Here is a 15992-nt window from a genome sequence, read left to right on the forward strand (position 1 = left end):
ATGTATCGCCGCTAGAATGGCGGCATGAAGCGCAGACCCACGCCAGGGCCAACCATGTCCGAGCTCTTCGACGCCCCGGCCGCGCTCAAACCGCTGGCCGAACGCATGCGCCCGCGCATGCTCGACGACATGGTCGGCCAGCGTCGTCTCGTCGCACCCGGCAATGCACTGCGGCGTGCGATCGAATCGGGCAACGTCCACTCGATGATCCTGTGGGGCCCGCCCGGCTGCGGCAAGACCACGCTGGCGCTGCTGCTGGCGCAGTACGCGGACGCCGAGTTCGTCGCCATCTCCGCCGTGCTGTCGGGGCTGCCGCAGGTGCGCCAGGTGCTGGCCGAGGCCGAAACACGGTTCGCCGGCGGTCGCCGCACGGTGCTGTTCGTCGACGAAGTGCATCGCTTCAACAAGGTGCAGCAGGACGCGTTCCTGCCGCACATCGAGCGCGGCACCATCGTCTTTGTCGGCGCCACCACGGAGAACCCGAGTTTCGAGCTGAACTCGGCGCTGCTGTCGCGCTGCCGCGTGCACGTGCTCGAAGCGGTGTCGCAGGAGGACATCGTCGCGGCGATGCAGCGCGCGCTCGACGACGCCGAGCGCGGCCTCGGTGGCCGCGGCCTCCGTATCGATGCGGCCAATCTGGCATCGATCGCCCAGGCCGCCGATGGCGACGTGCGCCGCGCGCTCACGCTGCTGGAGATCGCCGCCGAGCTGGCCGAAGGCGAGGGCGGCGAAATCAGCGCGGCAACATTGTCACAAGTGCTCGCCGACCGCACCCGCCGCTTCGACAAGCAGGGCGAACAGTTCTACGACCAGATCTCCGCGCTGCACAAGTCCGTGCGCAGCTCCAACCCCGATGCCGCGCTCTACTGGCTGTGCCGCATGCTCGACGGCGGCTGCGACCCGATCTACCTCGCCCGCCGCATCACGCGCATGGCGGTCGAGGACATCGGCCTCGCCGACCCGCGCGCGCTGCCGATGGCGATCGACGCCTGGAACACCTACGACCGCCTCGGCAGCCCGGAAGGCGAGCTTGCGCTCGCACAGATCGTCATCTACCTCGCCAGCACGGCCAAATCGAACGCGGTCTATGCCGCGTACAACGCCGCGCGTGCCGACGTTGCGCAGCTCGGCACGCAGGACGTGCCGCTGCACCTGCGCAACGCGCCGACCAGGCTGATGAAGGAGCTCGGTTACGGCAAGGCCTACCAGTACGACCACGACGCCGACGGCGGCATCGCGCTGGACCAGACCGGTTTCCCCGATGCGATGGGCGAACGCGTCTACTACGACCCGCCCGCGCGCGGACTCGAAATCAAGCTCAAGGACAAACTCGACGCCTTGCGCGCCGCGCGCCGCGCCGCGCGCGAGGGCAAGGCGTGAACACGATGTGGTGGCAGCAGCTCGGCCTCGTGGCCTGCGGCGGTGCGCTCGGCGCCGGGGCGCGCTTCATCGTCAGCGGCTGGATGCTGCGCGCCGCCGGCACCGGCTTTCCGTGGGGTACGCTGGCGGTGAACCTGCTCGGCTGCTTTCTCGCCGGCCTGCTGCTGGTGTGGCTGGAGGAGCGCGGCCCGTCGGCGCTGTGGTGGCGCGCGTTCCTGATGGTCGGCGTGCTCGGCGGGCTCACCACGTGGTCGGCGCTCATCGTCGAAATGACCTTGCTCAACCGCACCGCCGGGCCGAGCTGGGCGGCCACGTATCTGGCCGCGAGTCTGGTCGGCAGCCTGCTGCTGATCTGGCTCGGGCTGCGCATCGGCAGCGCGTTGCGCGGCTGACGAGCCGCTTGGATGGTCGCTGGAGGTCTTGATTGTCCCGTGCCGTTGCCAGTTCGCGTTTAGTACCATTGTCGCGCGCTTCAACGGCGCGATAACGATAATCATCGGGGAGTACAATATGGATTGGGGAAAATTCCTGTTTTCGTTCAATGGTCGGATCAGCCGCAAGGCGTTCTGGATCTTTCTGCTCGTCATGATCGCGATACAGGTCGTGATCGCTTTCCTGTCGCCCGCTCCTGTAGTCGATCCAGCCAACACGGATCCGATGGCCGCGATGACGGCCGCCTACGCCGCCACCCCGTGGTGGAGTTGGCTGCTTTCGGTGCTGTTTCTGTATATCGGCCTGGCGGTCTACGCCAAGCGCTGGCATGACCAGGACCGCTCGGGCTGGTGGAACCTCCTGCTCCTGCTCACGCCGCTGCTGTTCATCGGACCGCTGATTCTCATCATCATGTGCGGCTTCATCGCCGGCACGCCGGGTCCGAACCGCTTCGGCGAAGCACCGATGGCGTAAGTCGCGTCGCGCGGGGACGGAGCGATCCGTTCCCGCGTTGCCACCGCGCGCCCGGGGCGCGGATAATTGGCGATTCAACGTCTCCCGGATGATTCCATGCTCGATCCCGCCCTCCTGCGCACCCAGCTCGCGGCCACCGCGCAGCGCCTGCGCGACACCCGCGGTTTCGACCTCGACACCGCCGCCTTCGAGCAGCTGGAGAATGAGCGCAAGGCGCTGCAGGTCCGCACGCAGGAGCTGCAGAACCTGCGCAACACGCGTTCCAAGGCGATCGGCATGGCCAAGGCCAAGGGCGAAGACGTGGCGCCGATCATGCGCGAAGTGGCCGGCATCGGCGACGAGCTGAAGACGAGCGAAACGCGGCTGGAGCAGATCCGCGCGCAGATCGACGCGATCGCCGCCGGCATTCCCAATCTCCCGCACGACAGCGTCCCGCACGGTGCGGACGAATCGGGCAACGTGGAACAGCACCGCTGGGGCACGCCGCGCACCTTCGACTTCGGGATCAAGGACCACGTCGAACTCGGCGCCCACCACGGCTGGCTCGACGGCGACGCCGGCGCCAAGCTCAGCGGCGCACGCTTCACCGTGCTGCGCGGCGACCTCGCCAGACTGCACCGCGCGCTTGCGCAATTCATGCTCGACCTGCATGCCGGCGAACACGGCTACCTCGAAACCAACGTGCCGCTGATCGTCAATGCCGACAGCATGGCCGGCACCGGGCAGCTGCCTAAGTTCGAGGACGATCTGTTTGCCACCCAGGTCGGCGAAATGAAGCGTTATCTGATCCCGACCTCCGAAGTGTCGCTGACCAACCTGGTGCGCGACGAGATCGTCGAGGACGCCACGCTGCCGCAGCGCTACACCGCCCACTCGATGTGCTTCCGCGCCGAGGCCGGCAGCCACGGCCGCGACGTGCGCGGCATGATCCGCCAGCACCAGTTCGAGAAGGTGGAACTGGTCAGCATCGCGCGCCCGGACGAGAGCCACGACGAACACGAACGCATGACGCGCTGTGCCGAAGTGGTGCTGGAAAAACTCGGTCTGCCGTACCGCCGCATGCTGCTGTGCACCGGCGACATGGGCTTCTCCGCGATCAAGACCTTCGACCTCGAAGTCTGGCTGCCGAGCCAGAACACCTACCGCGAAATCAGCTCGTGCTCCAACTGCGGCGACTTCCAGGCGCGCCGCATGCAGGCGCGCTGGCGCAACCCGGTCACCGGCAAACCCGAACTCGTGCACACGCTCAACGGCTCGGGCACGGCCGTGGGCCGCGCGCTGATCGCGGTGATGGAGAACTACCAGAACGCCGACGGCTCCATCACGCTGCCGGACGTGCTGCGCCCGTACTTCGGCGGTGCCGGACGCATCGCCTGACGCAGAAGCGCCGGCAAAAGCCCGCGCTTGAAGCTGACAGCGCCGGCGCAGGCGTGGACAATGGTCGCACGGCTACCACGCCGTGCCCGCCGCGACGGCGGGGAAGACACCGGAGAGATGGCCGAGCGGTTTAAGGCAGCAGTCTTGAAAACTGCCGTGGATTTGCGTCCACCGTGGGTTCGAATCCCACTCTCTCCGCCAGCTTCGTGCCGTCGATCGATCCGTGGATCGACCGATCGACGTCAGCGCGCCATCGACCCTGCCAGCGGGCGGCCGCGACGCGGCGGGTTGGTGCCCTTCCGGCGCGGCGGGGCGCGCGGGGGCAGTTGCGGTTCGATCGTCGTCGGACGCGCGAGCGCGAAACGCGTGGGCACGTACAGCGCCACGTCGTCGGCCTGACGCATCTTGTTGAGCGAGTCCATGCAGTCGGCATAGGTGCGGAAGCGGGCGGCGCTGAAGGCGACCAGCTCGCCCGATGCACCGCGGTAGCGCCACTGGAAGCCTTCCTCGCCGATCGTTTCGAAGATCTCGTAATGCGGAAAGTGTTGGTCCATTGCGTGTCCTCCTGTCTCGGACGATAGATCTGCTTCATGCAGACGCAATCTCTCACCGTGGTCAGCGCGGCGTCCGGTTGCACGAGGCGTCCATGCGCGCAGCATCCATCCGGCACCGTACGTGCGAGCATTCCAGAAAACGGGATAAAGATCATCCGTTTACGGACGAATGGTCATTTCGGTCACGCAATTTCGTGCAGTTTCGCCGTTTGTCGGCGGTTTTGATCCGTTCAGCTTCGCGGGGCCCGGCGTCGGTCTGGGCCTCGGGCCGGCGCGCGATCGCGTGCGGTCGCAGACCGCAGCCGGGCGCCGCCCGCCGGGGAACTGCGCTTCGCGGCCGCGGTAACGGGCGCCAGCGTGATCCAGGTCGGGGCATGGTCGCTGGCACCGGGTTCGCCGCGCACCCAGGTGTCGACGCCTGCGTCGCGCAGCCGGGGCGCGAGCACCGCGCTGAGCAGCAGGTGGTCGATGCGCAGGCCGGCGTTGCGCTGCCAGTGCTGGCGGAAATAGTCCCAGAAGGTGTAGATCGCGGCGTCCGGATGCGTGGCACGGATCGCGTCGGTCCAGCCCTGCGCGAGCAGGCGGCGGTACGCCTCGCGGCTCTCGGGCTGGAGCAGGGCGTCCTTCTTCCACGAGCGGGTGTCGTAGATGTCCGCGTCGGTGGGCACCACGTTGTAGTCGCCGGCGAGCACCACCGGGGCGCCGCTGTCCCAGAGCGTCTGCGCGTGCGCGATCAGGCGTTCGAACCAGGCCAGCTTGTACTCGAACTTCGGTCCGGGCTGCGGGTTGCCGTTCGGCAGGTAGAGGCAACCGACCAGCACGCCGTCCACCGCGGCTTCGAGGTAGCGGCTTTGGGCCGGGTCCGGATCGTCCGGCAGGCCGCGGCGGCTCTCCAGTGGCTGCGTGCCGCGCGCAAGGATGGCGACGCCGTTCCACGCGCGCTGGCCGTGCCACAGCGCGCCGTAGCCGGCGGCGTCGAGTTCCGCCGCGGGAAACAGCGCGCTGTCGGCCTTCAGTTCCTGCAGGCAGACCACATCCGGCGCTTCGCGCGCGAGCCAGTCGAGCAGCCGCGGCAGGCGCGAGCGGATGCCGTTGATGTTGAACGTGGCAAGTTTCATCGGCGGCTCCGGTGTCGGCGGAGGCGCAGTGTTGCCGTCGGCGGCGGAACCCGGGCGGAACGAGGACGCGTGCCGCGCGGCCGGATGCGCGCGGCTCAGGCCTTGCGCTTGCGTGCCACGGCGCTGTCGGACCAGTGCGTGCGTTCGGGCGCGCCGGCGTCGAGCACCGGTGCCGCGAACGGCGCCGGCCCGGGCGTGCGGCCGAACTTGATCGGATGCGCGACGCCGCGATAGCGCCCCACCACCGGATGCTCGAGCGTCGCGATCATGCCTTCGGCGAGCGTCTGCGGGTGCTCGAACATGTCCTCGATGCGCCGCGCCGCCGCGCTCGGCACCTCGTCGCCGAACAGCGCTTCCCATTCGTGCGCATCGCGCGCGGCGAGCGCGGCGTGCAGCGCGGGCACGATCTCGTGCGCCAGCGCGGCGCGTTTGCGCACCGTGTCGTAGCGTGCGTCGCCGGCCAGCGCATCGAGTCCGGTGCGTTCGCACAGCGCTTTCCAGAAGCGCGCGGTATTGGCCGAGATGTAGATGTAGCCGTCGCGCGTGGGATGGATGCCGGTGACGCCGCCCGAGCGCATGTCGCGGCCGATGTCGAGCGATTCGCCGTCGACCCAGATCATGCGTGCGGACTGCATCGTCAGCGCGCTGCGCAGCAGCGACACGCCGACGAACTGGCCCAGACCGCTGCGTTCGCGTTCGAACAGCGCGCTGGCGACGCCGGCGGCGAGCAGCGCGGCCGCGTAGTAGTCCACCACCGAGCCGTAGATCACCTCCGGCGGCCCGCCGCGCTTGCCCTGCAGCGCGCACATGCCGGTCATGGTCTGCAGCACCTGGTCGTACCCGGCCTTGTCCTTCATCGGGCCGTTTTCGCCGTAGCCGGTGACCGCGCAGTAGATCAGGCGCGGATTGAGCGGCGTGAGCTGCTCGAAATCGATGCCCAGCCGCGCCGGCACCGACGGGCGGAAGTTGTGCACCAGCACGTCGGCCTCGCGCACCAGACGCAGCAGCGCAGCGTGATCGTCGGCGCGTTTGAGATCGAGCACGATGCCGCGCTTGCTGCGGTTCACGCCGAGGAACGCGCGGCTTTCGCTCGCGAGCGTGGACGGATACTGGCGCAGGTTGTCGCCCGCGGGCGGTTCGATCTTGATCACGTCCGCGCCCTGGTCGGCGAGCAGGGTGCAGCCGTACGGCCCGGCGATATACGCGCTCAGGTCGAGCACGCGCACGCCGGCGAGCGGGCCGTGGCCGTGCGGCGGTGGCGGGGCGGGCGGAGAATCCATCGGGCTGGGCGGGTATCCGGTGAGCGCGTGTTTCACTCTGGGCGAAGCCGCGCCAAAGAAACAGGCGCGGGCGATATGTTCTGGCGCTACGAATTCTTGCGCCAGCCGGTCACGGTGGCGCGTCGTCGTCGGGGGCCAGCGCCATCCACGTCAGCCGCCACGCCCCGTCGACCCGACCGCCGGCGCGATACCACGGCTGGAACACCAGCGGCGCACGGCCGGGCGGTGCGAAGGCGATGGCGGGCGCGTCGTCCGCGTCGTCGGACGGCAGCAACGCGAGTGCGGTGTCGGCATCGGGCGGGGGGCGCACGGTCTCGGACGTCTTGTATCCGTCGACGAGTCCGGTGGCGTACACCAGCGGGCCGCGGCTGAGCGCGAGATAGTCGAAGCGCAGTACCTGCTGTTCCACCGCGCTGCCGTCCGGCGCGCGCGACACCTGCACGTTGCGTTGCGTGGCGCGATGCGTGCGGGGACGCATCGGCAGCACCAGCGTCACGGTCTCGCCGCCGGACCAGCGGCGTTCGATGTGCGCGTGCTGTCCCGCATCGATGCGTGCGTCCGCGGCTTGCCCGTCGATCTGCAGGGTGGCGCCGTCGGCCCACGCCGGGATGCGCACGCGCAGCGCGAACGTGGCCGCGCGTTCGACATCGATGTGCAGGTCGATCTCGCCGTCGGCGGGGTAGGCGGTGGTCTGCTCGATGCGGACGCGGCCGGCGGCGGCGGTGTCGAAGGTTGCGCTGCCGGGGCCGAGCAGGTTCACCGTCAGCGTGCCGTCGGACGCGCAGGCATAGGCGATCTCCGGCAATTCCTCGATCGCCATCGCGCCGCTCGACTTGCAGCAGCGCCAGTACGTGGTGTGCACGCGCCTGCCGTTCGGGAATACGTAGTAGCACCAGTCCTCGCCGTTCGGCGCCTGCGCGCCGAGCAGATCGTTGTAGGCGCTGCGTTCGATCTCGTCGGCGTACATGGCCTGTCCGGTGAGCCGCAGCAATTCGCGGTTGAGCTGGATCCATGCCAGCGTGGAACAGGTTTCCACGTAGCCGTGCGGATCGAAGACGCCGGCCGGGTTGAACACCTCGCGCGAGCGATGCGCGACCCCGCCCCACGGCCCGCCGCCGAGCGACAGATGCGCATCGCGGATGTTGCGCCACAGGTGCTCGACCGCGCTGCGGTACGCCGCCTCGCCGGTGACGCGATGCAACTTGGCCAGGCCCACCAGGTTCCACGCCAGCTGGTAGGCCTTGCCGGTACCGATCTCGGACGCATCGGCTCCGGCGAGCGCGCGCGTGAGCAGCGCGAGGTTCGGCTGGGTGTCGGCCTGCGCAACGATGGTCTGCGCAAGAGCGAGGTAACGCGGCTCGCCGGTGGCCTCGAACAGGTCCACCATCGGATCCATCAGAACCGTGGCCGACATGCCGAAGTGGTTGCCGAGTTCGGTGATGTCCAGGCCGTGTGCACCGATCACGCTGCAGCACAGGTCGCCGATGCGGCGCGCGGCGTCCAGCCAGCGGGGTCCGCCGAAGCGGCGATGCGCCTCGATCAGTCCGAGCACGAGATAGGCGTGCGTCCAGATGTCCCAGGTGCGCACGCTGGGCTCGCCGTTCCACGACACTGGCTTGGGCGGCTGCGGTCGCATGAAGCGGCGTTCGGGCGCATACGTGCCGAGGTAGCCGTCGTCCTCCTGCACGCGGACAAGATAGTCCGCGACGCGGTGCACGCTGGCGGTGAGCGCTGCATCGCCGCTGCGCGCAGCCGCCTTCGACGCGGCCACGAGCCACTTGCCCGCGTGCTCTCCATACCAGTCGCCTTCGACGTTGCGTGCACGCACGTCCGGGGCGAACAGCACGATGGCCGGGCTGGTTTCGTCGACGATGAAGTGCGACAGGCGGCCGCGCAGGTTGGCGTCGAGCGCATCCCCGAGCAGGCCACGCAACTGGATGCGGGGGGCGGTCATTGGAGGAACCTTGCGACGTCTTCGATCTGCTCGGCGCTGAGTCCGGTGGCGTGCACGCGCATCACGCCGTGCGTCAGCGCTTCGACGATGCGCGCGTGCGGGCGCGATGCGATCACGCTGCGCGGCGGGATATTGCCGACGGGATTGTCGTGGCAGGCGGCGCAGCGCTGGCGGTAGATGGCGGCGCCGTCGAGTCCATCGGCCGCGGGCGCCGCCACCGGCACGACGGCCGTCGCGCGCGTGCGGTGCGGCAGGCTGCGGCCACCGCTGCCGAAGGCCTGGATGCGATCGGTGCCGACGAACACCTGCCCGCCGCCGAAGCCGGGCGTGTTGTACTTGCCGCTGGTGAACAGCGCACCGGGCGCGCTTCGCCACAATACGCGCAGATCGTCGGCGGAAAATGCGTAGAGCACCGGCTGCGGTGCGTCGTCGCCCGCCAGCAGGGCGCTGCGCGGCGCGTTTTCGTCGAGCACCCACACCACCGCGTCGCGCGCGCCGTTGCTCGTGACCACCGGCGAGCCCGGGTTGCCGAACACCACCGTGTCGTTCGCCGCGGCGATGCGCAGATAGGGTGCGTCGGCGTCGCCGGCGACCTCCAGCCGGACGAGCGAGGGCGGGATGCTTTCGGCCGAGCCGGTGGCGCGTTTGGTGTTGCCCGTGACGAACAGGTGCAACCTGCCGTCCGCGGCGCGGAATGACGCCGGCACCGAGCGCGCACGCGCAAGATCGAGCGCGGCGTCGTCTTCCGAATACGGGCCGAACACATTGAGCGGTCCGCGCGTGCCGAACTGCGGCTGCGTCTGCGGCGGCAGCAGCGAGGCGTCGGTGGAGGCGTCCGTGGTACACGGCGGGCGGTGGTCGAGGCGGCCGGGCAGGCGGTCCGCATCGAGCAGGTAGACGTTGCCCTGCTTGCCGCCGACCGCGAGCAGCTGCATGGCGTCGTCGTTTCCCGACGGCAGCAGCATCGCGCCGCCCGCGCCGAGATCGATGTCCATCTTCGCCGAGGTGCAATGGTTGAACGGCGTGTAGGTGCCGCGCAGGGTGAAGCCGTCGGCGTCGTGCGTGAGCTGCAGCAGCGATTGCGTCCAGTCGTGTGCGGACTGCTGGTGGCCGTCGAAGCCGCTGCCGGTGACCACGTGCACGCGGCCGCGCGCGTCGACCGCCGGCCCGCCCGCGCCCCAGATGCCGCCGCTGCCGCGGTGCGGCATCGCGACCGCGGCGAAGGCGCTGGCAACGCGCGCCGTCGTGGTGTCCACCGACACCAGCCAGCCGGTTTCCGATTCGCCGAACACCACGTACAGCCGGCTGCCGTCGGGGCTCAGGTTCAGGGCGCCGCGCTGCACGCGGAAATCGAAGCGCCGCTTCGGCGGCACGCGCGTCGGGCCGGCGTTGCGGTTCAGGGTGTTGAAGGTGTCCTCGTCGAGCGTCACCGGCCAGCCGGGCAACACGGCGCCGCTGGCGATGTCGATCGCGTACGCCTGCCAGCGCGACACCGGATCGCAGTGCGTCACGTACAGCACGCCGCGGCCGATGTCGACGATCGGCGTGCTCAGGATGCCGGTGGGCACGCCGTCGAGCGGCGCGGGCTGCAGCCGGCACGCGTCGCCGAGCCGCGTGCGCCACAGGATGCGCCCCGGCGCGAGGTCGCCGCTGCGCGCCGCGTTCACGGCGATCACGTCGCCGTGGTTCGTGGCGGCGAACACCGCCGCAAACGTTTCGCCGCGATGCGGGCCCTGCGACATCGTGACGCCGTCGACATGCAGCGGCGAGGCATACAGCCGCGCCGGCGTGCCGTCGGCCCCGTCGAGTGGCGGCGATTCCCAGACCTGGCCGAAGTTCGCGTCGGCGACGATGTCGGGCGACAGCACGGTTTCGTCGGCATGCCAGCCGCTGCGCGCCCGATCGCCGTGGAACGTGGCGACGGCGCCCGTGCGCGCAGGCCGCGGCGCTGCGCGCGGCGGCTCGGCGCGCGCGGGCGCGGCGGCCCGCAAGCCGTATGCGGGCACTTCGCGTCGCGCGGTCCACGCCACGGCATTGAGCAGCAGCGTGCGCAGTCCCGGCTGATCGAACGCGGTGGAAAAGTGCGCGCCGGTGAACACGAATGCGCGGCCGCCGTCGTCGCGTTCGAATGCCCACGCCACCGGGTGGCGCTCGGCGACGTCGTCGAGCAGCGCATGTCCGTCGCGGAACTGCGGATGCAGCGTGGCCGACAGGATCGGCGTGGTCGGCCGCGCCGTGGAATCGCGCTGCACGGTCGGATAGAACTCGTCGCGATACTCGATGGCGCCGACGCCGCGCAGCAGCGGGTGCGTGGCCGTCGCAGCTTCGAGGCGGGTCCATTCGGTGGTGCGGTCGTACAGCCCGCGCCGCGCCGCGCCGAGCGCGCGCGGCACGCCGAGGTCGTCGTCCACCGGCACGGTCGAGGCCTGGTGCAGTGCGATGACGCCGACACCGCGTTGCAGTGCGCGCTCCCATGCCGCGCGGTGCGACGCGTCGCGGAGCGGGTGCGCGTTGTTGCCGTCGAAGTACCACAGCACCGTGTCTGCGGCATCGAGCGCGTGCGGGTTCTCCGGCCAGCCGTCCGGATAGGACGTGACGCGCAGATCGTGCGCGGCATCGGGCGAGGATTCGAGCAGGGTCTGCAGCGTGCGCACGCCAACGGGATAGTCGTGCCGGCCCGGACCTTCGCTCGCAGGGCCGCCGATCAGCACCACGGTCTGCGCCGACACACCGGCGCAGGACACCGCCGCCAGCAGGAGCGCAACGAGTCGACTCACACCGCGTCCTTCACGCAGCGGAAGCCGACCATGCCCGAGCGATCCTTGCACGGCGCCATCAGCAGGTACTTGCCGTGCCGGTCGAGGCGGTGCGCCTGCGGGAAATACCAGTGCGAGGTCTGCGGCCGGTACAGGCTGCCGCCGCGCAGCACGGCCGCACGCGTGTGGTCGTCGAGATACTCGTCGGTCCATTGCCACACGTTGCCGACGAGATCCAGCACGCCGAACGGGCTCGCGCCGGCGGGATGCGCGTCGACGTCGTCCGGCGCGCGCAGCGTGCGCGCGATGCACGGCGCCGGCACCGCATCGTCGCGCCAGGCATCGCCCCACGGGTAGCGGCGGCCATCGCGTCCCTGCGCGGCGTACTGCCATTCCCACTCGCGCGGCAGCCGTTTGCCGGCCCACGCGGCGTAGGCGCGTGCATCCTCGATCGACACCCAGCGCACCGGCTGCCGCTCGCTGCCGGGCGCCGGCGCGCCGTCGATCCAGTGCCGCAGGAAGTTGTGCGTATCGCGCGGTGCGTAGCCGCTGGCCGCGAGGAACTGCGCGAACTGCGCGTTGCTGACGTTGCACCGGTCGATGAAGAAGCGGCGCATTGCCATGCGGCGCCGGTGAGTGCGGCGCGGACTCGGTTCCCACGGATACTGCACGTCGACGCCATCCCAGCTCTGGCCCTCGATCGCGACGCCGCCGACGGCAAACTCGAAGTCGCCGGCGGGGATCTCCAGCATGCCGTCGGGTGCGTCGTCTGCCGGCGCGGTGGCGTCGATCGGCACCAGCGTCTGCGGAAGCGAACGCCATGTCGCGGACAACGATTGCAGCGGCGTTCGCGCGCGTTCGCGCATGGCGGACAGGAACGCGTCGAGGCCGTCGACACGCGCATCGGCACGCAGCGCGACCACGGCGCCGAAGCCGTGCGCTTCGAGCCCGAACGCGAGCACCGCGCGCCCGCCGTCGATGCGCGGCTCGAGTTCCACGCCGTTCCACGCATCGATGTAGCGCGTGCCGTGTGCGTGCGGGACGGCAAGCTGTTCGCCGTCGACAGCGGATTCGAAGCGGTTCACGAGGGTCCACAGCGTCAGCGTCGCGAGCGGAAAGCGGCTCGCGAACACGCCGGCCTGCAGCGTCTTCTCGTACGGCCGCCAGTCCATGCTGACGACGGCGTCGGGGAACATGCGGTAGATCGCCGCGATGCGGCGCAGCGTTTCCGCGTCGCGCGGCGTGAACTGGTTCCAGATGCCCCAGACGTTTTCCCAGGCGTTGTAGCCCACGCCGTTGAAGAAGCAGTACTGCAGATCATGGCGGCGATCGCGGCCCCAGCGGTTCTCGTAGTTGATCATGTGGCGCGGTTCGAGCCACTTGAACTTCGCCACCGGCGGCACCGGCTCGTTCGGCGCCTTCTTGCCCCAGCTCTGCACGTTCCAGATCAACTGCTCCTCGGCGCTGATGGTGGACTCGGGCTGCAGCACCACTGGGCATCCCGCGGCATCGCAGGCGTCGAAGAACGCACGCGGCACGCCGTTGTAGGTGTCGCCGTTGATGCCGTCGGCGCCGATGGCGACGACGAGTTTTGCCATCGTGCCCCAATCGGTGTCGTCGGGCGGGCGGGTGCCGTGGTCCCACGGCATCGTCGGCAGGAACACGCGCACGCCGCGCGCGTGGAACGCGTCGACGGCGCGCTTCACTCCATCGATGCCACCGGGAAGATCGTGGAAGTGATCGGTCTTGTTGCGGTCGTCGATGCCGATGTTGGGATAGACGAACCACAGCAGCACGCTGTCGATGCCGCCGAAGCGCGCCTGCAGATCGTCGAGGTAGCGATCGACCGTGTATCGGCCACTGACGGGATCGAAGAAGTGGCGGTCCTCGACCATCATCTGCGCGTGCACGAAGTTGCGCTGCGCCCACTGCAGCTCCGGGCGGCGGTAGTTGCCGTCGTCGTAACCGATGCGCACCAGGTGCTCGCGGCGCCAGTCGGCGAGTTCCGCGACCCAGTCGTCGGCGCTGTCGTTGGGGTCGATCATCCAGTGACCGATCTCGGCGAACGGCCAGCCCGGCGCGCCGCCCGGCGTCGGCAGGTAGCGACCGGTGGTGACGTGCGAGAACTTGTATTCGCGCTTCACCGCGGTGCGCTCGTCCTCGGACGGGAGCATGTGGGGCGACAGGTTTCGGGTGTCTTCAGGGATCATCGGTTCGTATCGGGCGCGCGCGGAAGGCGCGGATGGTTTGCTCATTTGCGAGGTTGTTCGCTCCGGCCACCGCGCACTCCGTCATGCCGGCGAAGGCCGGGGTCCGTTGCCCTTGTCTTCCGGCACGAGAGCAGGAAACCGGATACCGTCCTTCGCCGCGATGACGGATGGAAGGTCGCGTCATTCCGGAATGCCGCAGTAGTGCGCGAGATGCTGTCGACCGGTTGCAGTTGCGTCGACTGTCGCGAGCAGTGCATCGACCTCGCCGACGTTCGGAATGCTTGCCTGCGCACCGGCACGTGTGCACGCGATCGCACCGGCGGCGCAGGCACGGCGCAATCCGTCCTGCAGCGTCGCACCCTGCGCGATCGCCGCGGCCAACGTGCCGGCAAATGTGTCGCCAGCCGCCGTGGTGTCGACCGGCGTCACCGCGAACCCGGGCTGCAGCAGCCACGCAGCGCCATCGCGTGCGCAGCAGCCGAGGTGGCCGAGCGTGACGATGGTGCACGGCACGTCGAGCGCGGCGAGGCGCTGCGCGATGCTGCCGTCGTTGCCGGCGATGGCCGCGAGCTCGCCTTCGTTGACGATGAGCACATCGACGGCCGCGAGCAGATCCGGCGGCAGCGGCTGCGCGGGCGCGGCGTTCAGCAGCACGCGCACGCCGGCGGCGCGCGCGGCGCGTGCCCACGCCGTCACGCTGGACAGCGGCGATTCGAGCTGCATCAGCAGGCTGTGCACGTCGTCGAGCGCGGGCAGGTCGGCGGGTTCGAGTGCGAGGTTGGCGCCGGGCGCGACGGTGATCGCGTTTTCGCCGCTGTCGGCCACGCAGATGAAGGCAACGCCGGTCGGTTGCGTGGTGCAGCGCTTGATGCGGCAGTCCACCCCGGCCTCGCGCAGCGAGGCTTCGAGCGACGCCGCCTGCGCATCGTCGCCGAGCGCCAGCAGCATGCGCGTGCGTGCGCCGCCGGCGCGCGCCGCCGCGACGGCCTGGTTCGCGCCCTTGCCGCCGGGGAAGGTGGCCGAATCGCGCCCGAGCACGGTTTCGCCCGGCGCCGGCACGTGCGAGGCACGCACCACGAAATCGAGATTGGCCGAGCCCGCCACGAGCACCACGTTGTGCGTCATGGCAGCAGCGCCTGCGGCACGAGCGCCTGGAACCGGCGCGAGATGCGCGGCAGGTCGTCCGGCTTGCCGTTCGGAAGATGCTGCAGCAGCAGGATGGCAAGCAGTCGTTCCTGCGGATCGATCCAGTACGCGGTGGACGCGGCGCCGGTCCAGCCGAACTGGCCGGGCGAACCCGGCACGCCGCGTGCCGCGGCATCGATCACCACGTAACCGCCGAGGCCGAAGCCCTCGGACGCGCTGAACTGCGTGACCGGCGGATCGAGCATGGTCAGGTGGTTGCGCAGCATCAGCTCGACCGTCTTGCGGCCGAGGATGGATGCGCCATCGAGCGTGCCGCCGTCGAGCAGCATCTGCGCGAAGCGCGCGTAGTCGGCCGCGGTCGAATACAGACCGCCGGCACCGCTGGGGTAGGGCGTCAGCGCTTCGCCCGGCGCGCGTGCGCTGACGCCGTCGTCGAGCACGAGCGTGCCGTCGTCGCCCATCACGGTGATGTCCACCACGCGCTCGCGCTGCGAACGCGGCACGGTGAACCCGGTGTCGGTCATGCGCAGCGGCGTGAAGATGCGCGCCTGCAGGAAGCGGTCGAACGGTTCGCCGGACACTACTTCCACCACGCGTGCCAGCACGTCGGTGTTGGCGCCCTCGTAGCCGAAGCGGGTGCCGGGGTCGGCGGCGAGCGGGGCCTTCGCGAGCCGCTCGACCACGCCGCGCAGGTCCGTCGCGGCGCGTGTGTCGACGCGCTCGCGCAACTCGCCGGCAATCTCGTCGCCCGGGAGTCCCGCCGCGAATCCGGCGGTGTGCGTGAGCAGCATGCGCAGCGTGATCGGCGTTGCCGGCGCGCGCAGCACGGGCGTGTCGGCGGTACCGCCGTCGACCACCTGCAACACCGCAAGCTCGGGCAGATAACGCGTGACCGGGTCCTCGAGCCCGAGCCTGCCGTCCTCCATCAGCATCAGGACCGCGACCGACGTGATCGTCTTGGTCATCGAATAGATGCGGAAGATGTCGTTGCGCTGCATCGGTTGCGCGCGTGCAAGATCGCGGTGCCCGTATGCCTGCCAGTCGACGAGCCTGCCGCCGCGTGCCACCAGCGTCACGCCGCCGAGATAACCGTCGTCGTCGGTCGCCTCGCGCATGAACGCGTGCAGGCGCTCGAGCCGTGGTGCGGACATGCCCGCGTCCGCCGGATCGGTCTGCGGCAGCGGCGGTGCCGCGGTCGCGGAGCACGCCGCGAGCAGCAGCGGGAGAAGCCATCGGAATCGTGTCGGCATCGGAGTGTCGTGTCGGAAAAAAAACGACCGCGGCCAAGCCGCACCGCGGTCGGGGACAAGC

General features: G+C 69.9%; 12 protein-coding genes and 1 tRNA gene. 5 read left to right on the forward strand and 8 right to left on the reverse strand.

Annotated elements, in window-relative coordinates:
* The first annotated feature begins 24 nt into the window (after window positions 1-24).
* The 5 genes from HNQ52_RS09085 (at window position 25) to HNQ52_RS09105 (ending at window position 3864) form a co-directional block, all read left to right on the forward strand.
* Complete coding sequence (locus HNQ52_RS09085) at window positions 25-1380, forward strand: AAA family ATPase (RefSeq protein WP_183960827.1); 1356 nt, start codon at window positions 25-27, stop codon at window positions 1378-1380.
* 5 nt (window positions 1381-1385) lie between these two features.
* On the forward strand, window positions 1386-1772 hold the full coding sequence (locus tag HNQ52_RS09090; RefSeq protein WP_221282031.1) for a fluoride efflux transporter FluC: 387 nt from the start codon (window positions 1386-1388) through the stop codon (window positions 1770-1772).
* A gap of 118 nt (window positions 1773-1890) precedes the next feature.
* A complete protein-coding gene (locus tag HNQ52_RS09095) occupies window positions 1891-2286 on the forward strand; it encodes a DUF805 domain-containing protein (RefSeq protein ID WP_183960829.1) in 396 nt (131 codons plus the stop codon).
* A 96-nt stretch (window positions 2287-2382) separates the two neighbouring features.
* On the forward strand, window positions 2383-3663 hold the full coding sequence (gene serS / locus HNQ52_RS09100) for a serine--tRNA ligase (RefSeq protein ID WP_183960830.1): 1281 nt from the start codon (window positions 2383-2385) through the stop codon (window positions 3661-3663).
* Between the two features lie 111 nt (window positions 3664-3774).
* Window positions 3775-3864, forward strand: a tRNA-Ser gene (locus HNQ52_RS09105).
* A gap of 41 nt (window positions 3865-3905) precedes the next feature.
* On the opposite strand, the gene HNQ52_RS09110 is transcribed toward HNQ52_RS09105, so the two are convergent.
* The 8 genes from HNQ52_RS09110 to HNQ52_RS09145 all read right to left on the reverse strand — a co-directional run bounded on the left by HNQ52_RS09110 (window position 3906) and on the right by HNQ52_RS09145 (window position 15931).
* Window positions 3906-4217 carry a hypothetical protein gene (locus HNQ52_RS09110; protein WP_183960831.1) on the reverse strand — a complete coding sequence of 104 codons (312 nt, stop codon included), beginning with the start codon at window positions 4215-4217 and terminating at the stop codon, window positions 3906-3908.
* A gap of 230 nt (window positions 4218-4447) precedes the next feature.
* Window positions 4448-5335: an exodeoxyribonuclease III gene (locus HNQ52_RS09115; RefSeq protein ID WP_183960832.1), complete on the reverse strand. Its 888-nt coding sequence runs from the start codon at window positions 5333-5335 to the stop codon at window positions 4448-4450.
* A gap of 95 nt (window positions 5336-5430) precedes the next feature.
* Window positions 5431-6615 (reverse strand): CaiB/BaiF CoA transferase family protein, encoded by a 1185-nt coding sequence (locus HNQ52_RS09120; protein WP_183960833.1) that lies wholly within the window; start codon window positions 6613-6615, stop codon window positions 5431-5433.
* 109 nt (window positions 6616-6724) lie between these two features.
* Window positions 6725-8569, reverse strand: a complete 1845-nt coding sequence (locus HNQ52_RS09125) for a glycoside hydrolase family 127 protein (protein ID WP_221282019.1) — start codon at window positions 8567-8569, stop codon at window positions 6725-6727.
* Entirely contained in the window at window positions 8566-11346 is a 2781-nt protein-coding gene (locus HNQ52_RS09130) for a ThuA domain-containing protein (protein WP_183960834.1), read from the reverse strand. The genes HNQ52_RS09125 and HNQ52_RS09130 overlap by 4 nt, the downstream gene beginning before the upstream one ends.
* Window positions 11343-13499: an SUMF1/EgtB/PvdO family nonheme iron enzyme gene (locus tag HNQ52_RS09135; RefSeq protein WP_183960835.1), complete on the reverse strand. Its 2157-nt coding sequence runs from the start codon at window positions 13497-13499 to the stop codon at window positions 11343-11345. Before HNQ52_RS09135 ends, HNQ52_RS09130 begins: the two co-directional genes overlap by 4 nt.
* A gap of 216 nt (window positions 13500-13715) precedes the next feature.
* Complete coding sequence (locus HNQ52_RS09140; RefSeq protein WP_183960836.1) at window positions 13716-14660, reverse strand: ribokinase; 945 nt, start codon at window positions 14658-14660, stop codon at window positions 13716-13718.
* Entirely contained in the window at window positions 14657-15931 is a 1275-nt protein-coding gene (locus HNQ52_RS09145) for a serine hydrolase domain-containing protein (RefSeq protein ID WP_183960837.1), read from the reverse strand. The genes HNQ52_RS09140 and HNQ52_RS09145 overlap by 4 nt, the downstream gene beginning before the upstream one ends.
* Between the last annotated feature and the right edge of the window lie 61 nt (window positions 15932-15992).

This window comes from Chiayiivirga flava (genome assembly GCF_014202825.1).
GTDB classification, from domain to species: domain Bacteria; phylum Pseudomonadota; class Gammaproteobacteria; order Xanthomonadales; family Xanthomonadaceae; genus Chiayiivirga; species Chiayiivirga flava.